Annotated in this window: 17 protein-coding genes; 12 read left to right on the top strand and 5 right to left on the bottom strand. The window is 66.1% G+C overall.

Annotated features, from left to right (window positions below):
* Positions 1 to 19: 19 nt before the first annotated feature.
* Positions 20 to 421, bottom strand: a complete 402-nt coding sequence (locus ACMAUO_RS01125; protein WP_420355171.1) for a VOC family protein — start codon at positions 419 to 421, stop codon at positions 20 to 22.
* Between the two features lie 249 nt (positions 422 to 670).
* Here ACMAUO_RS01125 and ACMAUO_RS01120 point away from each other — a divergent pair, with 249 nt between their 5' ends.
* Both ACMAUO_RS01120 and ACMAUO_RS01115 read left to right on the top strand, forming a co-directional pair.
* Positions 671 to 2,539, top strand: coding sequence for a PspA/IM30 family protein (locus ACMAUO_RS01120; RefSeq protein ID WP_420355170.1), 1,869 nt, complete (start codon positions 671 to 673; stop codon positions 2,537 to 2,539).
* 125 nt (positions 2,540 to 2,664) lie between these two features.
* Complete coding sequence (locus ACMAUO_RS01115; RefSeq protein WP_420355169.1) at positions 2,665 to 3,009, top strand: hypothetical protein; 345 nt, start codon at positions 2,665 to 2,667, stop codon at positions 3,007 to 3,009.
* Between the two features lie 27 nt (positions 3,010 to 3,036).
* On the opposite strand, the gene ACMAUO_RS01110 is transcribed toward ACMAUO_RS01115, so the two are convergent.
* The 4 genes from ACMAUO_RS01110 to ACMAUO_RS01095 form a co-directional block, all read right to left on the bottom strand.
* Entirely contained in the window at positions 3,037 to 3,849 is an 813-nt protein-coding gene (locus ACMAUO_RS01110) for an SDR family NAD(P)-dependent oxidoreductase (protein WP_420355168.1), read from the bottom strand.
* Between the two features lie 84 nt (positions 3,850 to 3,933).
* On the bottom strand, positions 3,934 to 7,008 hold the full coding sequence (locus ACMAUO_RS01105) for an efflux RND transporter permease subunit (RefSeq protein ID WP_420355167.1): 3,075 nt from the start codon (positions 7,006 to 7,008) through the stop codon (positions 3,934 to 3,936).
* A gap of 4 nt (positions 7,009 to 7,012) precedes the next feature.
* Entirely contained in the window at positions 7,013 to 8,161 is a 1,149-nt protein-coding gene (locus ACMAUO_RS01100; RefSeq protein WP_420355166.1) for an efflux RND transporter periplasmic adaptor subunit, read from the bottom strand.
* Complete coding sequence (locus ACMAUO_RS01095; protein ID WP_420355165.1) at positions 8,158 to 9,369, bottom strand: TolC family protein; 1,212 nt, start codon at positions 9,367 to 9,369, stop codon at positions 8,158 to 8,160. The genes ACMAUO_RS01100 and ACMAUO_RS01095 overlap by 4 nt, the downstream gene beginning before the upstream one ends.
* Before the next feature lie 500 nt (positions 9,370 to 9,869).
* Here ACMAUO_RS01095 and ACMAUO_RS01090 point away from each other — a divergent pair, with 500 nt between their 5' ends.
* The 10 genes from ACMAUO_RS01090 to ACMAUO_RS01045 all read left to right on the top strand — a co-directional run bounded on the left by ACMAUO_RS01090 (position 9,870) and on the right by ACMAUO_RS01045 (position 21,212).
* Entirely contained in the window at positions 9,870 to 10,106 is a 237-nt protein-coding gene (locus tag ACMAUO_RS01090) for a hypothetical protein (protein ID WP_420355164.1), read from the top strand.
* A 140-nt stretch (positions 10,107 to 10,246) separates the two neighbouring features.
* Positions 10,247 to 10,837 carry an acetate uptake transporter gene (locus ACMAUO_RS01085; RefSeq protein ID WP_420355163.1) on the top strand — a complete coding sequence of 197 codons (591 nt, stop codon included), beginning with the start codon at positions 10,247 to 10,249 and terminating at the stop codon, positions 10,835 to 10,837.
* Positions 10,838 to 11,046: 209 nt separating this feature from the next.
* Positions 11,047 to 12,057 carry a dipeptidase gene (locus ACMAUO_RS01080; protein WP_420355162.1) on the top strand — a complete coding sequence of 337 codons (1,011 nt, stop codon included), beginning with the start codon at positions 11,047 to 11,049 and terminating at the stop codon, positions 12,055 to 12,057.
* 78 nt (positions 12,058 to 12,135) lie between these two features.
* Complete coding sequence (ahcY, locus tag ACMAUO_RS01075) at positions 12,136 to 13,434, top strand: adenosylhomocysteinase (protein ID WP_420355161.1); 1,299 nt, start codon at positions 12,136 to 12,138, stop codon at positions 13,432 to 13,434.
* A 63-nt stretch (positions 13,435 to 13,497) separates the two neighbouring features.
* Entirely contained in the window at positions 13,498 to 13,881 is a 384-nt protein-coding gene (locus tag ACMAUO_RS01070; protein WP_420355160.1) for a DUF3597 domain-containing protein, read from the top strand.
* Between the two features lie 24 nt (positions 13,882 to 13,905).
* Positions 13,906 to 15,432, top strand: coding sequence for a glycosyltransferase (locus tag ACMAUO_RS01065; protein WP_420355159.1), 1,527 nt, complete (start codon positions 13,906 to 13,908; stop codon positions 15,430 to 15,432).
* A gap of 90 nt (positions 15,433 to 15,522) precedes the next feature.
* Positions 15,523 to 16,608: a CorA family divalent cation transporter gene (locus ACMAUO_RS01060; protein ID WP_420355158.1), complete on the top strand. Its 1,086-nt coding sequence runs from the start codon at positions 15,523 to 15,525 to the stop codon at positions 16,606 to 16,608.
* A 76-nt stretch (positions 16,609 to 16,684) separates the two neighbouring features.
* On the top strand, positions 16,685 to 18,874 hold the full coding sequence (locus tag ACMAUO_RS01055; protein ID WP_420355157.1) for an amylo-alpha-1,6-glucosidase: 2,190 nt from the start codon (positions 16,685 to 16,687) through the stop codon (positions 18,872 to 18,874).
* Positions 18,875 to 19,178: 304 nt separating this feature from the next.
* Entirely contained in the window at positions 19,179 to 20,588 is a 1,410-nt protein-coding gene (locus ACMAUO_RS01050; RefSeq protein WP_420355156.1) for a lytic transglycosylase domain-containing protein, read from the top strand.
* Positions 20,589 to 20,618: 30 nt separating this feature from the next.
* On the top strand, positions 20,619 to 21,212 hold the full coding sequence (locus tag ACMAUO_RS01045) for a peroxiredoxin (RefSeq protein ID WP_420355155.1): 594 nt from the start codon (positions 20,619 to 20,621) through the stop codon (positions 21,210 to 21,212).
* The last annotated feature ends 27 nt before the right edge of the window (positions 21,213 to 21,239 follow it).

Here is a 21,239-nt window from a genome sequence, read left to right as displayed (position 1 = left end):
GGCAGGCGCCCCGCTTATATCAAAGGAAACGACCGGGCGCTCCGCGCTGCAACACCTCGATCCTGTAGCCATCCGGATCGACGACGAAAAAGAACCGCCCGACCATCCGGTCCCCCAGCGCCAGTTGCTTCACTGGCAGCGGTGACAGCCCCTCGCGAACGAAACGCGCATGCTCGGCCTCGATATCGCCGACCGAGACCGCCAGATGCCCATAGCCGTCGCCCAGTTCATAGGGCCGGTCCCGATCGTGATTGACCGTCAGTTCCAGTTCGAACGTCTGCTCGGCGTTGGACAGATAAATCAGGGTGAAGCCATCGAACGCCAGCCGATCGGCCACGGTCAGGCCGAAGGCCCGTTCGTAGAAAGCCAGCGACGCGGCCTCGTCGCGCACCCGGATCATGGAATGGATCAGTTTCGCCATCGTTTCGGGCTCCTTCCCGGCATAATCTCACCATGCGCGACATATCGGGCCGGGCGGCACGCGGTCCAGTCCTTCCATCCCCACCCGGCAGAACCTCCGGGATAGATTTCTATTGATACGATATATAAATATGTTCTATCCGATTAACTGAATTCTGATACAAAACTAAAAGAAATTATTATTTACCTTTTCCAAGAAATGTTTTGACATACTTCTGAAACTTCATCCCTCCTCATGCGATTGTTCCGAATGCCACTGCGCTCCTCGTCGTTGAAGCGGTCCCTGCCGCTGTTCCTGCTATGCTGCTCCATGCTGGTGCCTCCCGCCGCCCATGCCCAGGGCCACGGGCCGGAGGAAGCCGAGGCGATCGACGCGATGGAGAGCCAGATCGCCCGCATCCAGGAGCAGCAGCTCGAACTGCAGAAAGACCTCATGGCGATGCGCCGCGAACTGGCGCAACACCGGGCGCGCATGCATCTCGCCCGCCCCGCGACGACGAACGAGGCGTCCGCGCGCGAGCATGCCTCTTCACCGCACGGCATGGAAGGGGCCAGGCAACTGGCCCGCAACACCGCAACGTCCACCCCGGCCACCCCGGCCACGGCGGGCCATCCCCATCTCTATCCCGGCGAGGTTCCCGCCCCCACCATCGGGGAAGACACGCCCACCTACGCCGCCGTCGTCGCCCATCGCGACGAAGACATGGTCAACCGCCTGGCGGACAATAATGTCGGCCCGCACCCGCGGGAGACCGCCGGCGCGCAGGCCGCCGGCGCGCTGGGCGATCACGGCGTGTTCCATATCGGCCCGGTCACGGTCGTGCTGGGTGGCTATTTCGACACTTCGGCCGTGCTGGAAAACCGCCACGTCGCGTCGGGCACGTTCAATTACTGGTCGGCCATGCCCTTCCCGCGCGATGCCAACTACCACCAGAACAATTTCGAAGGCAGCCCGCGCTACAGCCGGTTCTCGCTCATGGCCCGCGCGAATATCGATTCCCACACCACCGTATCCGGCTTCGTCGAAACCGATTTCGGCGCCGGCGCGGAAACGACCAATCCCTACGAAAGCAATGCCTATGTGCCGCGCCTGCGCCAGGCCTATCTGAGCTACGACGACACGCTCGATGGCGATCACCTGCTGATCGGCCAGGCCTGGAGCCTGCTGACACCCGGCCGCGCCGGCATCGTCGCCCGCCAGGAAAGCCTGCCCGAGACCATCGAATCCTCGATGCTGGCCGGCCAGACCTGGACCAGACAATGGCAGGCCCGCTACGTCCACGACCTGTTCCACCACCGTCTGTGGCTCGGCCTGTCGATCGAAAATCCGGCGACGATCTACGACACCACAGGTTTCGATAATAATAACGGCTCGGTGCCGCTTCCCAATGGCGGCACGGCCACCATCGGCGCCAACGGCACGGGCCTGACCGAATTCACCACCAATTATTCCGATGAAATCGCGCCCGACGTCATCGGCAAGATCGCGTGGGACCCGGCCTGGGGCCATTACGAGGCCGAGGGCATCGTCCGCTTCCCGCACGACCGCGTCTTCGCAAACGGCACGGGCCACAACAACACCGCGATTGCCGGCGGCGGCGGCGGATCGGCGGTGCTGCCGGTCATCCCCCACAAGCTCGAAATCCACCTGGCCGGCCTGGCCGGGGTCGGGATCGGCCGCTATGGCTCGGTGCTGCTGCCCGACGTCACGCTGAACGCCCAGGGCAAGCCGAAACCCCTGCCCGACGCGCAGGCAACGGCGGGAATCGTCGCCCATGTAAACCCGCGGATCGACGTCTACGGCTATTACGGCATGCAACGGTCCGGCCGGAGCTATTTCTCCTCCGGCGGCTCGGCCTATGGCTACGGCAACCCGCTGTCCTCCAATGCCGGGTGCGAGGTCGAGATGTCGCCCCTGGCCTGCACGGCCAGCATCCGCTCGGTGCAGGAATTCACCATCGGCGCATGGTGGCGCTTCCTCAAGGGCCGCTACGGCACGGTGGAAGTCGGCACCCAGCTCGCCTATTCGCGCCTGCAAACCTGGAAGGCCATCGGCGGCGGTCCCTCCACCAGCATGAGCCAGATCTTCTTCGATTTCCGCTACCTGCCCTTCCAGTAACGGCACGCGGCCCCGCCGCCATGCCCGGCCCGCATCGCCGGGCCGGGCATGGGGCGAGTTGCGCCGAACGGAAAAACGGAGGATGTTCCCGCGGACCGGACCACAGGACGAAGGAGGATACGGTCATGCAGGACAAGGCACTGCGTATTCTGGCGGTATCTCTCGGCCTCGGCGCCCTGTCGGTGCCGACACTGGCGCTGGCGCAGGAGGAAGACGGCCCCAGGGGCCCCACGATGCACCAGTTGGCCACCACGCCGCCGGTACCCAGCGCGCACAAGGATTTCAGCCAGTTCCGCTACCGTCCGGCCGGTGACAAGGTGGTCGAACAGTCCGATGCCAACCGGCTGCTGTTCTGGACACCGCAGGGCACGCCGGACGGCTACGCCGAACGGCGCGGCAACGCGATCTTCTATTACGACCGGACAGGCAAGGCCGTGCGGGTGCAGGAACTCCCCCTCGACGAAAACTGAGGCCACCATCTCCGGCGGCCGCCCGGCCTATCCGCGCCCGTGCCGCCGCCGATAGCACCATCTGGTCAGCCGGGACCAGACCGTCATGACCGGCATGCACAACCGCATAAAAACCGGCGACGATAAGAACAGCGGCGGGAATATCCTGTCGATGATGGAGGGGAAATGCTCCTCCTTCCGGCTGCGCGCCACAGCCAGGATCCAGGCGGCAGCCCGCTCGGGCGCCTGCGGCCAGGACATGAAATTCAGCAGCGACCCGCCCTGTTCCATCTCCTCGCGAAACATGGACGTATCGACACTGCCGGGAAACACCGACACGACATGAATGCCCCGGGGCCGCAACTCCTGCGCCAGCGCCCGCGCGAAGCCGCGCAACCCGAATTTCGACGCGGTATAGACGGCGCTGCCCGCCAGCGGAAAAACCCCCGCCATCGAATTGACGAACAGGATCCGTCCTCCGGCCGCGATGTTCGGCAGCACTTCATGCGTCAGCATGATCACGCCGGTCAGATTGGTGTCCACCTGCCGGCGGACCCGCTCACCGTCCAGCGCGCCGGCCGCCTGGGGCGAGATCGTGCCGGCGCAGGAAATGAACAGGTCGATTCGCGGGCAGGCCTCCCGAATCGCCACGCCCGCCGCCGCGATCGCCCCCGCGTCCATCAGGTCGCACGTCACAGCCAGATCCGCCGCGATATCGGGCGACAGGCCTGCCTGGCGTGACAGAATGACGACCCGACAACCCTGCTGACGAAGCTGCCGGCACAGAAACCGCCCGATTCCGCCCGTCGCACCGCTGATGACAACGGTCTTCCGGCGGGAATTTTCACTTTCCTGGGACAAGGCAACCGCCCTTCCTGCAATGCTAGCGGGCCCTATATCAGGTCTCCCCGCCCCGCACGAGGCCGGTGCCCACAACCCCGCTCCTCACCCACCTCCCGACCGGACGGGCGATTTCCCGCCCGCAATCCGAATATAGAGCGAGGGTAGGACCAGAAGCGTCAGCGCGGTGCAGGAGATCAGCCCGCCGATCACGACCGTCGCCAGCGGCTTTTCAACCTCTCCCCCCTCGCTCATCGAGAAGGCCATCGGGAAGAACCCCAGGCATGCAACCGTGGCCGTGGCCATGACCGGCCGGAACCGCTCACGCGCGGCACTATAGGCGGCATCGACCGCATTCATCCCCGCCTGCCGCTTCAGCCGGATACAACTCACCAGCACCACCCCGTTCAAAATCGCCACGCCGAAGAGGGCGATAAAACCGATCCCGGCGGAAATGCTGAACGGCATCCCTCTGGCGGCCAGGGCGATGATCCCCCCCGTCGCCGCGAACGGCAGGTTGACGAAGACCAGCCCCGCCAGCCTGAACTCCCCCAAAGCCGCCACCAAAAGGCAGAAAATCAGCAGCAGCGCCACCGGCACCACAATTTCCAGCCGCGCCAGCGCCGACTGCATGTTGCGGAACTGGCCGCTCCATTCGATCCGATAGCCATGCGGCAACCTGACCTGCCCCGCGACCCGCCGCTGGGCCTCGGCCACGAACGAACTGAGGTCACGCCCCCGCACATTGGCCTGCACCATCATCCGCCGCTCGCCATTGTTGCGACGAATGGCGGCCGGCCCATCCTCCAGCTTGATGATCGCGACCTGCTCCAGCCGCACCACATGGTCGTCGCGCGTCAGCACCGGCAGATTGCGGATCTTGTCCACGCTATCGCCGGCATCGTCGGCAAAACGCACCTGCGTCGGGATCAGGGCGCCATTCAGCACCACGGGCGGCCCGATATGTCCGCCCAGCGCCTCGATCACATCCATCACCCCGGTGGTGTCGACATTCAGCCGTGCCGCCGCCGTACGATCGACATCGATATGCAGGAACGGAATCGTTCCGACATCCTGCGGCGCGACATCGGCCGCGCCGGGAATCGCGTTGATCAGTTCCGTCACCTGCCCCGCCAGGCGCCCCAGCGTTTTCAAATCGTCGCCATAGATGCCGACGGCGATCTGCGAGCGGACACCGGACAGCATGTCGTCCATCCGCATCTGGATCGGCTGGCTCCACGAAAACAGCGATCCCGCCACGTCGCGCTTCAGCGCCGCATCGAAGGCCCGTACAAGCTCTTCCTGGGTCGAAGCCGTCTTCCACGCCGATCGCGGCTTCAGCAGGATAAAACTGTCCGTCTGCTCCCAGCCCTGCGGATCGGTCGGGATCGCCGCCGTACCGGTATTGCTCACCACGGTCTGCACCTCGGGGAACTGCCGCAACGTCCGCTCGATCGCCGTCGCCGCCCGGATCGAGGCATCGAGCGAAATGCTGGGCAATCGCGTGGAGGTCACCACCAGGTCGCCCTCCTGCAACTGGGGAATGAACTCCCCGCCCAGGCGGCTCGCCAGCACCACCGAAACCACCAGCAGAACCAGCGCAATCCCCATCACCCGGTTGGCATGCGCCGTGCACCACGCGAAGGCAGGGTCATACACCCGCCGGCACGCGCGGATAAAAACCGTGTCGTGATGGCCATGGGGCATGCGTACCAGCAATCGTGTCAGCACCGGCACGCAGAACAGCGAGAACGCCAGCGACGCCAGCAGCGCCAGGATCACCGTCTGCGCCATGGGGCCGAACATCCGCCCCTCGACGCCCTGCAAAGTCAGCACCGGCAGGTAGACCATGATGATGACCAGGATCGCAAAGCTGACGGGCCGCACGACCTGCGCCAGCGACGTCGCGATCAGTTGCTCCATGGTCACGCCCCGATGCGTCGGCATGCTGATGACGCTCTCGACGATCACCAGCGAACTGTCGACGACCATGCCGAAATCGATGGCGCCGAGACTCAGCAGGTTGGCGGAAATGCCCAGATGATGCATGCCCGCCATCGCCGCCAGCAGCGCGAACGGAATCACCGAGATGATGACGAGCGAAGCACGCCAGTCACCGATCACCACCAGCAGGGCCACCAGCACCAGGATCGCGCCCAGCGCCAGGTTCTCCTTCACCGTGTCGATCGTCGCCCCGGTCAGCGCCGACCGGCTGTAATACACATCCAGCGTCATGCCGGGCGGCAGCGATTGCTGGATCGCCGGCAGCGCGTCTTGGATATGGGCCAGCGTCGCCTTCGCGCTCGCCCCCTGCTGCAACAGTACCACCCCATTGACGATCTCGCCCGCGCCGTCGCGGGTCACGGCCCCCAGGCGTGGCCGCGCGCCATGCGAGACGGTTCCCACATCGCCGATATGAATCACCTGGCCGTTGGGGCCGGACCGCACCTGGATCTCGGCCAGTTCAGCCAGGTTGTCGATCAGCGTCCGGCCGACGATCACCTGCTGCTGGTCGTTATGTTCTATCCACGCACCGCCCGCCACGGCGTTCCCCTGGTCCACGGCATGAAACACATCCGTGACCGACACCCCGTAGGCCTGCATCCGCTCGGGGTCCAACGCAACCTTGAAGGTCTCCTCGGCGCCCCCGTTGATGTTGACGTCGATCACCCCCTGCACCAGCTTCAGGCGTGGCACGACCTGCCAGGTCATGATCCGGTTCAGCTCCGGCGGGCCCATTCCCGGCCCGCGCAACTGGAATTGCAAGATCTCGCCCATGCCGGTCGCCAGCGGCCCCATGGTGAACGACAGGTCCCGGACCGAAATATGCGACCGCGCCTCGCTCATGCGCTGCGAGACCAGCGTCCGGTCCAGATAGATGTCCGATCCGTCGGCGAATTGCAGATAGATCACTGCCACCCCGGTGCGCGAGACCGAGCGCATGCCCGTCATGCCGGGAACACCCGCCATCGCCGTCTCGACCGGAAAAGTGACAAGCCGCTCCACCTCCTCGCTGGGCAGGCCGGGCGCCAGCACCGACAGCATGACCTGCGTGGGCGAGATATCGGGCACGGGTTCGACCGGCAGCGTCCGCAGATCGGCCACGCACGCCAGCATGAACAGCGCCACCAGCCCCAGGACGATACCTCGGCCGCGCAGCAAGGCATAAATCGCTTTCATGGCGCTATCCGCCCCCCACCCGGGTCAGGAGCATCTGCGATTTCAGCGTAAAACTACCGGCTGTCACGACGACATCGCCCGGCGTCAGGCCATGCGTCACCACAAGCATGCCGCCCGCCTCGGGGCCGGTCGTCACCTCCCGCGCCGCGTAGCGGTCGGATGCGACGCGGACAAAGACCGCCTGCGCGCCATCGAGTTCCTGCACGGCGGTCGCAGGAACCAGTACGCCCTCCACCGGCGTGGACGCATACAGTTCCGTCGTCACCAGCATGCCGGGCCTCAGGCGGCCCGACTTGTTGGGCACAAGGCTGCGTACCAGAAGCTGCCGGGTCTGCGGATCGACATTGCCGTCGATGGTATCGATGCGCGAGGCGATCGCCTGCGTGGACCTGCCACCGGGATGCGTCACCTGCCGGTTTCCCGGCGCCAGCGCGCCGGCATCCCGTCCCAGCACCTGCGACACCACCCAGACCGAGGACAGATCGTCAACCTCGACCAGCGGCTGGGTGCGATTGGCCATATTGTCGCCCATCGCCACATTCACGCCACGCACGATGCCGGGGATCGGCGAGATGATCCGCGACTGCTCTCCATCCGGCCGTTCGGTGGCCGAGGTCAGTTCGTCCAGGCGCACCTGGCTGCTGTCCAGCAGGGCCTTCTTCTCCCGCACCAGCCCTTCGGCATGCCGCAGGGCCAGTTCCCGCCGCTGGACCTCGCCCACCGCCAGCACGGTCCCGCGCAGGATTTTCGCCCGCGCCGCCGACAAGGCGGCCTCGTCCCGCGTCGCCCGCGCCTCTTCCAGCGCGGCCTCCGCCGCCGCGATCTGCTGGCGAAGCTGCACCAGCGTATGGTTGTCATATTCCAGCAGGACCTGCCCGGCCGCGACGATCTGTCCCGGATAGGTCAGCACCTTGAGCACCCGCCCTTCTCCCAGTGGGGAAATCCGCACGACATGGCGGTTGTCGGCCATCACATAGGCCGGGCAGGCAATATGCCCGCTCAGCGTTCCCGCGCGGGCAATCGTGGTCGCGATCCCCATCGTCTTCATCGCCGACGGCGCGATCGTCACCACGGCCGGCGGCGTCTCACCCGCCACGCCCACTCCCGGCAGCAGAACCAGCGCCAGAGCGACCAGTGACCATGCCGCTCTCATGGCGTTTCTCCCGCCATGATCATCATCTGCGCGATCGCCCCCCGCCATTCGACCGAGGCCGTCTGCTGCTGCTGCCGCGCCTCCAGCCCCGCCTCGCGCGCCCGCAGATATTCGATCACCGGGGTTTCGCCCGTCACCCACCCCTTACGCAGGTCCTCTATCCGGCGCGCCAGCACCCGATCCCGCCCGCTGGCATGGCGCAGGATATCCAGCGACGCGGCCAGCCGCGCCAGGGCGCGCGCATAATCGGCGCGCACCGCCCGCCGGGCCTGCCGCTCCTCCCGCTCGGCCGCCGCGATCTCCCGCACCGCCTTCATGCGCATCGGCACGTTCCGCGCCTCGCTGGGAAGCGGAATGGTCAGTTGAACGCCGACGCGCGTATTCCACGGGCTGCCGTACTGCTTCTCATGGATCGCATCCACGCCGACCTCGGGATTGGGCATGAAGGAACGGCGGGCAAGATCATCGGACGCACGCGCCGCCATGACCTGGGCATGCGCGAAACGCAGGCGCGGATCGTGATCGATCGCCTGGTCCACCGCCGTGCCGCCGCGCACGGCCGCCAGCGCATGACCGTCAACCTCGTCCAGATCGGGAATGTCCGGCTGGCCGGTCAGTTCTTCCAGCCCGGCCCGCTCGTCCTCCAGCCGCTCCCGGGCCGCCGTCAACCGCCCCTCGACGGCCTCCAGGTCACTGGCGACCGCGGCATGATCGGCCGACGAAATCTCTCCCGCATCCATCAGGTGCCGGGCGGAACTTTCGATCTCCACCAGCGCGCGCCGCTCGTCCTGCAAGGATTGAACGCTCAGCCGCGCTGTCGCCCCGCCCAGTGCCGCACGCAGCACCCGCACCGCCATGACCATCCGCTCCATCGCCAGATGGGCCGTCGCCAGCCCTCCGCCGGCCTGTTCCTGGCGGATCGTGGCCGAGCGCTGGCCGGGCAGCCACAGCGGCACGGCAACCCCGGTCTGGTAGGTCGTGTAGCCCTGATTGCTGCCTAATGCGTGGTCGTCATAATATTGTCCGCTCACGATCGGCCCGCCCGGAAACCACGACCGCGCGGCATCTGCATTGTTGTCCGCCGCCTGCCGGTCGACCAGCAGCGACTGCCGCAACGGGTCCTGTGCCCATGCGTCGCGAATAGCCTGATGCAGCGACACCGCCATCGCCGGTCGCACCAGAACACCGCCCGACAGAAACGCCGCCAACCCCAGCAATCGCCAAGCCCGCCCCGCGACAATCCGAACACCCGTTCCGCGTCTTCCCCTCCCGTTCCCGATGCGGTCATCATCAACACGTGATCGGGCGGACGGAAGGCGATGCATAATTATCCTTGCACTCAAAAATGTGGGGGAAGAATGAACTTTCTAGATAAATGTAAGAAAAAATTATCAAACAAATCATGTCTCTATAATAAATTTCCATTTAAAGAACATCGAAAGCCCGTTCGCCGGCCGAACATACAGACGCAATTCGCGCCGTAACGCGCACAACATATGCCAATCCGCAAAGCTGACTGAGCGCGTGTTCCCGCGCATGCAAACCATGGCTGCTTTCAACTTTCGAGAACCGTCATTTTCCGGAAAAATGCCCGAAACACCTTTGCCGACTACCCCTCCGGGGCAATCACATCTCCGAAACCGGATTGAAGCACCATCGGGCACGCGCCACCTCCCTTTCACAATCCATCGGATACGGGAGGCGAACCATGCGTATCCTCCGCAAACCGGTGCCGGCCGAAGCGATCGAGCTGGTGGATCAGCATGGTCCGGACGCCCTGCTGGTCGCCCGCACCCAGCTCGCCCAGGCACGCGACGCCGGCGACGACATCCGTGCCGCACGGTGGCAGACCCTGAGCGAGGCCATCAGCGCCATCCTGGAAGAGCGAAAGTCCGACCAGCCGGGAGAGCGTTCGCCTCTCCCCACGGATACGCTTTCAGGATAACCGCCTTGTGACCACGACTTATTCACCTAACATATATTTGTTATTGTCGAATTTTATAAAAAGGACGAGAAAAACGCCAACGGCTGCGAAGGTCCGGGCTGATCGGACAGCCCCAGCGGCCGATTACGGAGACTCTCGTCATGAAACCTCTCGCCAATCCAGCACCCCTCGGCCTCGCCGGCTTCGGGATGACGACGATCCTGCTCAATCTCTGCAATGCCGGTTTCCTGCCACTCAATTCGTCGGTCCTGGCAATGGGAATCATCTTCGGCGGAGCGGCCCAGATCCTGGCCGGGCTGCTGGAATATCCCAAGGGCAACACGTTCGGGCTGACGGCCTTTACGTCCTATGGCGCGTTCTGGATTTCTCTCGTCCTGCTCGTCATCCTGCCGAAATTCGGCCTGATCCCGGCGGCGAGCGCGCCGGCCATGGCCGCGTACCTGGCCCTCTGGGGCGTCTTCACGGGCTTCCTGTTCATCGGCACGCTGCGGGGCAATCGCGTGCTGCAGTTCGTGTTCTCGTCGCTCACGCTCCTGTTCTTCCTCCTCGCGCTGGGCGAGTGGACGGGCAATCTCATCATTACCCGCATCGCGGGATATGAGGGCCTGCTCTGCGGCGCCGCCGCCCTGTATCTTGCCATGGCGGAAGTGATCGAGGCCCAGTTCGGCTATCCCGTCCTGCCGTCCGGCATCCCGGCCCCGCGGGCGGCACCCCGGCACGTTCCGGCCTGAAAGACGCAGGTCCGTCTCCCCGCCACGGTGGCACGACAATCCGATAACAGCCTCCACCCTGCCTTCCGTCCCTCCTGGGGCAGAAGGCAGGTTTTTTTCATTCCCGCCGGTCCCCGAGAGACTGCTCAAAATCACCGTCAGGCCGCCACCGGCGGGGCTTTTGAACAGTCTCTTACGGATCGGGCATTTCCAGCCTACATTGCTCGGCCATGACCGACCTCCCGCACCTCCCCCTGCTGACCGTCGATACGCATATCGACATCCCCTGGCCCGATCGGGGCGATTTCACGCAGGACACCGACTATCGTCATGTCGACCTGCCCAAGCTGCGCCGGGGCGGCGTCGCAGCGGCCTGTCTGGTCGCCTATGTCGGCCAGGGCGCCACCGACCCGGCCGCCCATGCCGCGATCTCCCAGCAGGCCCTGGCGATGCTCGATGCGATCAACCGGGGCGTCGAAGGCGGCCCGGCGCGGATCTGCCCGCTCGCGGCGGATATCGAAGCCGCATTCCACGAGGGCATCACCGCCATCGTTCCGGCGGTCGAAAACGGCTATGCGATGGGCGAGGACCTGTCGCTGCTGGCCCGGTTCCGCGCGCGCGGCGCGCGCTATATGACGCTGACCCATAACGGCCATAACGCCCTGGCGGATTCGGCCCGCCCGATGGCGTCCCTGAACGACCCGGAATCCCGTCATGGCGGCCTGTCCGGCCTGGGTCGCGAGGCGATCGCCGAAATGAACCGGCTGGGCCTGATGGTCGATATCTCCCACACCGCGCGCAGCACCATGCTGCAGGCGGTGCGCCTGTCGCGCAACCCAGTCCTGGCCACCCATTCCTGCGTCCGGGCACTCTGCGACCACCCGCGCAATCTCGACGACGAACAGCTCGACGCCCTGCGCGATTGCGACGGCGTCATCCACATCACGGCCGTCGACGCCTTCCTGCGCCCGCGCGAAATCCGCGCCCAGCGGCCGGTAAGCGTGGCCGATTATGTCGATCATATCGACTATGTCGCCAACCGGATCGGCGTCCGCCATGTCGGCATTTCCTCGGATTTCGACGGCGGCGGCATGATCGAGGGCTGGCGCGATGCCGCGCAGAGCCCGGCGCTGACGGCGGAACTGCAACGGCGCGGCTACGATGCCGACCAGATCGCCCAGATCTGGGGCGGCAATTTCCTGCGCGTGCTCCGCGCGGCCGAGGCCGTCGCCACGGCGTGAGATCATGCCCGCGCTAGCCCTCGCGGGCCCGAACGTCTATACCCGCCGAGATTCTGCATCAACCGAACAGGACCGAACATGACCGCCAGCACGGACTATAAGGTACGCGACATCGCTCTCGCGGAATGGGGCCGCAAGGAAATCGCCATCGCCGAGGGCGAAATGCCCGGCCTGATGGCTCTGCGCGACGAATTCGGTGCCAGCCAGCCGCTGAAGGGCGCGCGCATCGCCGGCTGCCTACACATGACGATTCAGACCGCCGTGCTGATCGAAACCCTGACCGCCCTGGGCGCCACGGTCCGCTGGTCGTCGTGCAACATCTTCTCGACCCAGGACCACGCCGCCGCCGCCATCGCCGCGACGGGCGTGCCGGTCTTCGCCTGGAAGGGCCTGACCGAGGAAGAGTTCTGGTGGTGCATCGAGCAGACCATCAAGGGCCCGGACGGCTGGACGCCGAACATGATCCTCGACGATGGCGGCGACCTGACCGTGCTGATGCACGACAAGTATCCCGAGATGCTGAAGGACGTGCGCGGCCTGTCCGAAGAGACGACCACCGGCGTGCATCGCCTGTGGGAAATGGCCAAGAAGGGCACGCTGGCCGTGCCGGCCATCAACGTCAATGACAGCGTCACCAAGTCGAAATTCGACAATCTGTACGGCTGTCGCGAAAGCCTGGTCGACGCGATCCGTCGCGGCACCGACGTGATGATGGCCGGCAAGGTCGCCGTCGTCGCCGGCTATGGCGATGTCGGCAAGGGCTCCGCCGCCTCGCTGCGCAATGCCGGCTGCCGCGTGCTCGTCACCGAGGTCGACCCGATCTGCGCCCTGCAGGCCGCCATGGAAGGCTACGAGGTCGTGACGATGGAAGCCGCCGCCCCGCGCGGCGACATCTTCGTCACCTGCACCGGCAATGTCGACATCATCACCGTCGACCACATGCGCGCGATGAAGCACCGCGCCATCGTCTGCAATATCGGGCATTTCGATTCCGAGATCCAGGTCGAGGCGCTGCGCAACTTCACCTGGGACAACATCAAGCCGCAGGTCGACGAGGTCGTGTTCCCCGACGGCAAGCGCCTGATCCTGCTGTCCGAGGGCCGTTTGGTGAACTTGGGCAACGCCACGGGCCACCCGTCCTTCGTCATGTCGGCGTCCTTCACCAACCAGACGCTGGCGCAGATCGAACTGTGGACCGCCCCCGCGGGCAAGTACGAGCGTCAGGTCTACACCCTGCCCAAGCATCTCGACGAGAAGGTCGCGGCCCTGCACCTGGCCAAGGTCGGTGCCGAACTGTCGAAGATGTCGGAGAAACAGGCCGAGTATATCGGCGTTCCGGTCAACGGGCCGTTCAAGAACGACCTGTACCGCTACTAAGGCACGACACCGCCCGGGGACAATGCGCACCCCGGGCGGCGGCGCTAAAAGGAGAGTCCGCGCATGAGCATCTTCGCCACCATCCTGTCCACGATCTTCGGCCACGCCGGAGCCACTACCCCGGCGGTCGCCACCCCCGCCATATCCGCAGGCCAGACACCCGCACCGGCGGCACCGGTCACGCCCTCCGCCCCAGTCGATGTCGCCGCCATCCTGACCGACCTGGCCGCCAAGGCACCACAGCCGCTCAACTGGAAGCAGTCGATCGTCGACCTGATGAAGCTGCTGGGCCTGGACAGTTCGCTGGCGGCCCGCAAGCAACTCGCCGAGGAACTGCACTACACCGGCGACACCAACGATTCCGCGTCGATGAATGTCTGGCTGCACAAGGCGGTCATGCAGAAACTGGCCGAAAATGGCGGCAAGGTTCCCGACGACCTGAAATGATCCTGATCGGATGACGGGAATGGCATGACAGACGGCTCGACCGACGGCGTCCCGCCATTCCCCGAGGAAATAGAGCAGACCGGCGACACCCTCTTCGCCACAGGCCGGGGAGAAGACGCGGTCCGCCTGTTTCTGGACGCGGCCTCCCGCTATCCCGATGACTGGCGGCTTGCCGTTACCGCCGCCACGGTCATCCTGCGCCACAGTTCCGCCTACGACCTCGTCGAGGCATTCTTGCGCCCCGTCCTGCACCGACTGCCGGACACGATCCCCGCATGGAGCCTGCTGCTGCATGTCCGCGTCGTGCGCGGCGACCGCGCGGGCAGCCAGGCCCTGTTCGCCGAACTGCTGGGCCGTTACCCGAATGACAGCGGCACGCTCTGCGACGCCATGTCCACGGCCCTTCTCCAGGCCGGCCACGCGGCGGAAAGCCTGCGGATCCTGCTGCCATGCCTAGAAAACGGCATTGTCACGCCCACGCTGCTGAAAAATATGGGCATCGCCCTCTTCTGCCTGGACCGATCGGCGGAGGCCGTTTCCTGGTACGAAAAAGCCGAAGCCCTCGCCCCGACCGACTACGGAATCACGTTTGGCCATGCCTGCGCGCTGATCAAGGCCGGCCGTCTGAGCGAGGGCTGGCCACGCTATTTCAACCGACGGCTCGCCCCCGACGACAGGGCCGCCTGGTATCTGTCCCTGCCCCGCCTGCGCCCCGGCGATGCGGTCGCGGGGCGTGGCGTCGTGCTGTTTCAGGAGCAGGGGCTGGGCGACACGATCCAGTTCATCCGATTCGTGCCCGACCTGCTGGCAAAAGGGGCCCGCGTCACGATCGTCGTGCCCCGCCCCCTGCTCCGCCTGCTGGCGCAATCCTATCCGGCGGCCACGGTGTGCGAGACAAGGGCGTTCGCGCTGCAGGATGGCTACGATTACGCCGCCGCCATTCCCGACCTGCCCCATATCGCCGGCGCAACGTCATTATGGGACGTTCCGGCACCGATCCCCTACCTGCACCCCGATCCCGACGATGTCGCCCGCTTCGCCGCCCTGCTACCGAAACGCCGCCCGCGTATCGGCCTGGTCTGGGCGGGAGAATGGCGGCCTCAATCCATTCATGCCCTGGTCGACCAACGGCGCTCGACGACGCTGGCGGCGATGGGCGCGGCCCTGACGCCCGTCGAGGCAACGCTGGTCAGCCTTCAATTCGGCAATGCCCGACAGGAAATCGCGAACTGGACCGGCCAGCCACTGTACGACCCGATGGGGGCCGTGCATGACATGGCCGACACGGCGGCGATCATGGCCAATCTCGATCTGGTCATTTCGGTCGACACGTCGCCGCTGCATCTGGCGGGTGCGCTGGGCTGCCCGGTCTGGATGATCAGCCGCCAGGACGCCTGCTGGCGATGGGGCGATACCATCGGTCGCTCGCCCTGGTATCCCGGCATGCGCATATTTCGGTCGCGGGAAACATCCCTTGCCCCGGTCCTGAAGGAAGTGGGCATGGCCCTGCGCGCCTGGACAAGGAACTGGCGACCCATCCGTAAAACCTGACCGTCCGACGTATCCACTTCCATGGGATTGCAACCGGCAGGCACCCATGCCAAGTGTGCGCTTGTATTGCGAGCGGTCCCGGATATCACGATGCCCGATACGATAGCCCAGACCGAATTGTCCCTCGCCGATACGCCGCAGAGCGATGCGGCGGATGGCTTGGTCTGGGCGGTTTCCTGCGTCCCCGGACACCGGCCGGTGCAATTGTCGCCCCAGCAGGCGGCCGACCACCTGAACGGCCGCCCCCCCCATACCGACGACGCCGAAGCCGAGCCCACCACGACCGAAGAGCGGCCCGCCGGATGGGTCTGGCTGCATTACGACGTCGTGCATACGGCCAGCCGGGCCCGGGTCGAGGCCATCGCCTGCCTGCCCGAGGAAGCCCGCATCACCCTGTCGGGCACCGACCGCAGCACCCGGCTGGAGGCCGAAGGCGACATCGTCTACGGCGCCCTGCCCGGCTTCGACGACAGCATGACCGATGACGATACCAGCGTCTCGGCCTGGCGTTTCGCGGTACTGCCCGACCTGCTGATCACCACCCGCCGCCACCCCGTCCCGGCGCTGGGCGCCGCCTATCGCTGGCTGCAACGCGATGACGGCCCCCGCACCCCGGCCGAGATCGTGGACCGCACGCTGCTGGAATTCGCCGACAGCGTGCGCCGGAACATCGCCATGCTGGACGACCAGCTCGACCGCGCCGAAGATCTGCTGCTGACCCTGGACCAGCACACCGATTTCGGCCGCATCAGCGGCCTGATCGGCAAGGTGCGGCGCCGTTCGACCGAACTGCGCCGCGTCATTTCTCCGGTCGACCGGATCTTCCACAACGAGGATCTGGAACTGCCCGAATGGGCCGAGGACGATATCCGCGACCGCTCGCAACGTCAGATCCACGCGGCGCTGGACGATCTGATGGCATTGCAGGACCGCGCGCGTTCGTTGCAGGATGAACTGGCCTCGGGCCAGGCGGAAGAAACCAACCGGCGCCTGTACACGGTGTCGGTGCTGACGACCCTGATGCTGCCGGCCACATTCGTGACCGGATTCTTCGGCATGAATACCGGCGGCATGTTCCTGGCGAGCGGCTCCCTGGGCACTGTCGAGGCCGGCGGCATTTGCTTCCTGTTCATGGTCGTCGCCTGGCTGCTGCTGAAATTCACCAAGCTGCTCTGACCGCCAGCCCGCTACCACGCCCCGCCCCCGGGCACCTCCGGACAAGATAACCGATTCAAAGCGAAGGACCCCCGTCATGGACAGCCAAACAGAAACCCAGACGCACGCCGGGGACCTGGACGGCTTTCCCGTCGCCGCGAAATCCCTCCTGTCCGAACGCCGCCTGCACACGCTCAAACAGGGCGACATGTTCGGGGTCTTCGACCAGACGGGCGATATCCTCTATGGCGACGGCATCGCCGACGGCCTGTATTTCCACGACACGCGCTATCTCTCCGGCCTGTCGATGAGCCTCCAGGGCACACGCCCCATCCTGCTGTCCTCGACGGTGCGCGAGAACAACGTGATGCTGTCGGTCGACCTGACCAACACGGACATCGACGGCCCCGACGGCCAGCGCATGAATCACGACCTGCTGCATGTGCGCCGGTCACGCTTCCTGTGGAACCGCGTCTGCTACGAACGGGTCGAAATCCGCAATTTCGACGTCGAACCCCGCACCGCGCTGCTCGACATCCGTTTCCTGGCCGATTTCGCCGACCTGTTCGAGGCGCGCGGTTCCACCCGCCCCCGGCGCGGCACAATGGGCACGCCGGAGGTCGGCGAAGCCGAGGTGAAACTCTCCTATGACGGGCTGGACGACCGGCGCCGCACCACCATGCTGCGCTTCTGGCCACCGCCGGCCGAACTGACCGCCCAGCACGCCGCCTTCCGCTTCGATCTGCCGCCGGGCCAGCGCGTACTGATCCATTACGAGATCGAGTGCGACCCCACCGAACGGCACGAAGCCCAGCCCAACCGGCGCTTCCTGCGCGGCGCGGTCGAGGCAAGGCGCGCCCTGCGCCTGTCCTCGTCCCGTGCGGCGGCGATCGCAACCTCGAACGAGATCTTCAACGAGGCCATCCGTCGCTGCATCTGCGACATCTACATGCTGCTGACGGACAAGAAGACCGGCCCCTACCCCTATGCCGGCGTGCCCTGGTTCAGCACCGCCTTCGGCCGCGACGCCCTGATCACCGCCATGCTCACCCTGTGGCTGGACCCGGAAATCGCGCGCGGCGTGCTGGCCTACCTCGCCCGCCACCAGGCCCACACCGAAGACCCGGTCGCCGACGCCGAGCCCGGCAAGATCCTGCACGAGGTCCGGCACGGCGAAATGGCCGAACTGGGCGAAGTCCCGTTCCGCCATTATTACGGCTCGATCGATTCCACGCCGCTGTTCGTCATGCTGGCCGGCCAGTATCTGGAGCGCACCGGCGACGTGGCGCTGATGACAACGATCTGGCCGAACATCGAACGCGCCGTCGAATGGATCGACCGCTACGGCGATCGCGACGGCGACGGCTTCGTCGAATATGGCCGCCGCAACAAGGACGGCCTGATCAACCAGGGCTGGAAAGACAGCTACGACAGCATCTTCCACGCCGACGGCACCCTCGCCGAAGGCCCGATCGCCCTGTGCGAGGTCCAGGCCTATGTCTACGCCGCGCGCCGCGCCGCCGCGACCATCGGTCGCCGCCTCGGCCGCACGGCCTATGCCGACCGGCAGGACCACCTGGCCGAGACGCTCCGTGTCGCCTTCAACGCCCGGTTTTGGATCGAGGAACTGGGCACCTACGCCCTGGCGCTGGATGGTCACAAGAAGCCCTGCCGCGTCCGGTCGTCGAATGCCGGCCATATCCTGCTCACCGACATCGCAACCCCCGACCGGGTTCCCCGGCTGGTCGCCGGGCTGATGCACCGTTCGTCCTTCTCCGGCTGGGGCATCCGCACCATCCCCGAGGGCGAGGCCCGCTACAACCCGATGGCCTATCACAACGGCTCGGTCTGGCCGCACGACAACGCCCTGATCGGTCTGGGCCTCGCCCGCCACGGCTATCGCGACGAGGCCGAGCGCCTGTTCCGGGGCATGTTCGACGCCGCGTTCCACACCGACCTGCGCCGCCTGCCGGAACTGTTCTGCGGCTTCACCCGCAACCGCGCGGAAGGGCCGGTGCGCTACCCGGTCGCCTGCTCGCCGCAGGCCTGGGCGGCGGCGACCTTGCCGGCCCTGGTCCAGTCGGTCCTCGGCCTCAGTTTCGACCCGACCGCGGTGGCGGTGCATTTCCAGCGCCCACGCCTGCCCGATTTCCTGGAGCAGATGACGCTCTACAATCTGGAAGTCGGCGGCGACAAGGTGACGGTGCGTCTGGTCAGGGTGGAGGAGGAAGTCGCGATCAACGTCGTCCAGCGCACGCAATCCATCCAGGTGCAGATCACGAACTGACAACGGGTCGGGCCGGCGCGACAATGCCGGCCCGCTTTCCCCCATGCTCCGGCAAGCCGGCATGATCGCTACGGCAGCGCGATCATGTTGCGCGGAAGTACGGCGTTCTATAAAGATTTAGGGCAGATTCTTCCTCTCTGACCTGAACTTCCGCCCAGGACTGGCATGCGCTGATGATGAAGATGGCCGTTCTCACGTCCGAAACGGAGCCGGGTCCCTACTTTCGCCATAATCGGCGCCAAATTTCTGCCTTTACCCCGGCGCTCCCCTCGCGGGTCTCGCGCCCGTCCCGGATGAACGCCCGATGACCCGACAGAAGCAGGCCCGCCCCACCCGTCCGTCCCGGCGCGCGACGGCGCGCGCGTGCGATCTGCCGCAACCGGTACGAGGCCGGCTCGCCATCCGCGTCGCCGGCGCCGTCGGGCTGGCCGGCCTGCTGGCAGCCTGCGCCACCGACCCGGGACAACATGCCCCGGTGATGCAGGAAGCCGCGGAATACCGGGCCCACGCCAAATCCTTCTACGCTCCGCCAGGCCCGCCCGACGATCCGTGGGGCCCCTATATCATGGAAGCGTCCAGACGATTCGACGTCCCGGATACATGGATCCGCTCGGTCATGCAGCGCGAATCCGGCGGCCAGCTCTTCCGCAACGGCCAGTTCGTCACCTCGGCCCCCGGCGCGATGGGTCTGATGCAGCTCATGCCCCCGACCTACGACGAAATGAAGGGCCAGTACGGGCTGGGCGACGATCCGTTCAACCCCCGCGACAACATCATGGCCGGCACCGCCTATCTCCGGCAGATGTACGACATTTACGGCTCCCCCGGCTTCCTGGCCGCCTACAATACGGGCCCCGGCCGGCTGGACGATTTCCTGCTGCATAACCGTTCCCTGCCGCGCGAGACCCGCAATTACGTCGCCGCGATCGGCCCGCAGATCGCCGGCATCACCCCCAATGTCCGCTCGCAGGCCGACCTGATGGTCGAAGCCCACGACGTCGCGCGCGGGCACGTCTATGCCGCCGCACAGACCAACGCCGAAACCCGTTCCGTGCGCGCCGCCTGGGCCCACCGCAACGATCATCAGGGCAGCAGCAACGACAGCCAGCCGATCCAGGTGGCCGAGGCTCCGGCGGAAGCCACGCCTTCCCCGGCGCCGGCCTACACGGCATGGAAGGCCGTCTCCCCCGCCGGCCAGGGCACATCGGCCGACGCCGTCCGCGCCGCCTGGGCCGCCCGCGCCCGGCCGGACGCCACCGACAGCACAACGGCCTCGGCATCCCCGGCACCAGCACCCGCCTCACCGGCCCCCGCCGCCATCGCATCCGCCGCACCCGTTTCGCCCCGCCCGTCCGCTGCCCAATCCGCATCGACTGCCGGGCACGGCTTCCAGTTCGTCCCTCCCGCCATGGCCGAGCCCGCGCCTCTGCTGCGACGCGGCAGCCTGGCACCGGCCCAGCATGACTGGGCGATTCAGGTCGGCGCGTTCGGCACGGCATCCCTGGCATCGCAGGCCGCGGGCCATGCGCGCAGCCGCGCCGCCACCGTGCTGGCCAGTGCCCGCCCACAGGTTGCCGGCGTGCATGCTCCCCATGGCATGCTTTATCGCGCCCGACTGACCGGCCTGTCGCATGAGGCCGCTGTCGAGGCGTGCCATCGCCTGTCGACGGGCTCGGACAATTGCGTCATCATTTCGCCTGACTCGCGGTCCTGATCGCCTGCCTCCCGTTGAAAAGGTCAGCCCATGCCCCGCCTCGCCTCCCTCCGTCGCGTCACCCGGTTGAGCATGGTGTTGCCCGTCGCCCTCACCCTGTCGGGCATCACGCTGCTGTCCTTTTCCGTGGCCAAGGCGGCGCTGCCACTGGGCAGCACGGCACCCCTGTTCGACGCTCCGGCCAGCCTGGGCGGCAAGCAGTACAATTTTTCGCTGGCCGAGGCCCTGCACAAGGGTCCGGTGGTCCTGTATTTCTACCCGGCCGCCTTCACGCGCGGCTGCACCATCGAGGCCCATGATTTCGCCGACGCGATGGACGAGTTCAAGGCCCTGGGCGCCACGGTCATCGGCATCTCGATGGACAAGATCGAAACGCTGGACCGCTTCTCGGTCAGCGAGTGCCGCAGTCGCTTCCCTGTCGCCTCGGACCCGGCAGGCAAGATCGCCAGCTCCTACGATTCCAAGATGAAGCTGCTGCATTACGCCAGCCGCACTTCGTACGTCATCGCGCCGGACGGGCATATTCTGTACGCCTACAGCGCCATGGCGCCCGAAGGCCATATCAGCGGCACCCTAGCCGCCCTGCGCGCCTGGAAATCGGTCCAAACCCCCGCCCAGCACTGACGCGAAACGCGCGTCACCAGCACTCAT

The sequence above is a fragment of the Gluconacetobacter brunescens genome, from assembly GCF_048695475.1.
Taxonomy (GTDB): Bacteria; Pseudomonadota; Alphaproteobacteria; order Acetobacterales; family Acetobacteraceae; genus Gluconacetobacter.
This window is presented reverse-complemented; position numbering and strand designations above follow the sequence as displayed.

Bases quoted from the DNA above. Each gene is read 5' to 3' on its own strand.
- ACMAUO_RS01125 (WP_420355171.1), bottom strand. From the start codon at position 421: ATGGCGAAACTGATCCATTCCATGATCCGGGTGCGCGACGAGGCCGCG.
- ACMAUO_RS01080 (WP_420355162.1), top strand. From the start codon at position 11,047: ATGACCGACCTCCCGCACCTCCCCCTGCTGACCGTCGATACGCATATC.
- ahcY (WP_420355161.1), top strand. From the start codon at position 12,136: ATGACCGCCAGCACGGACTATAAGGTACGCGACATCGCTCTCGCGGAA.
- ACMAUO_RS01060 (WP_420355158.1), top strand. From the start codon at position 15,523: ATGCCCGATACGATAGCCCAGACCGAATTGTCCCTCGCCGATACGCCG.
- ACMAUO_RS01120 (WP_420355170.1), top strand. From the start codon at position 671: ATGCCACTGCGCTCCTCGTCGTTGAAGCGGTCCCTGCCGCTGTTCCTG.
- ACMAUO_RS01090 (WP_420355164.1), top strand. From the start codon at position 9,870: ATGCGTATCCTCCGCAAACCGGTGCCGGCCGAAGCGATCGAGCTGGTG.
- ACMAUO_RS01085 (WP_420355163.1), top strand. From the start codon at position 10,247: ATGAAACCTCTCGCCAATCCAGCACCCCTCGGCCTCGCCGGCTTCGGG.
- ACMAUO_RS01100 (WP_420355166.1), bottom strand. From the start codon at position 8,161: ATGAGAGCGGCATGGTCACTGGTCGCTCTGGCGCTGGTTCTGCTGCCG.
- ACMAUO_RS01070 (WP_420355160.1), top strand. From the start codon at position 13,498: ATGAGCATCTTCGCCACCATCCTGTCCACGATCTTCGGCCACGCCGGA.
- ACMAUO_RS01055 (WP_420355157.1), top strand. From the start codon at position 16,685: ATGGACAGCCAAACAGAAACCCAGACGCACGCCGGGGACCTGGACGGC.
- ACMAUO_RS01115 (WP_420355169.1), top strand. From the start codon at position 2,665: ATGCAGGACAAGGCACTGCGTATTCTGGCGGTATCTCTCGGCCTCGGC.
- ACMAUO_RS01050 (WP_420355156.1), top strand. From the start codon at position 19,179: ATGACCCGACAGAAGCAGGCCCGCCCCACCCGTCCGTCCCGGCGCGCG.
- ACMAUO_RS01065 (WP_420355159.1), top strand. From the start codon at position 13,906: ATGACAGACGGCTCGACCGACGGCGTCCCGCCATTCCCCGAGGAAATA.
- ACMAUO_RS01105 (WP_420355167.1), bottom strand. From the start codon at position 7,008: ATGAAAGCGATTTATGCCTTGCTGCGCGGCCGAGGTATCGTCCTGGGG.
- ACMAUO_RS01045 (WP_420355155.1), top strand. From the start codon at position 20,619: ATGCCCCGCCTCGCCTCCCTCCGTCGCGTCACCCGGTTGAGCATGGTG.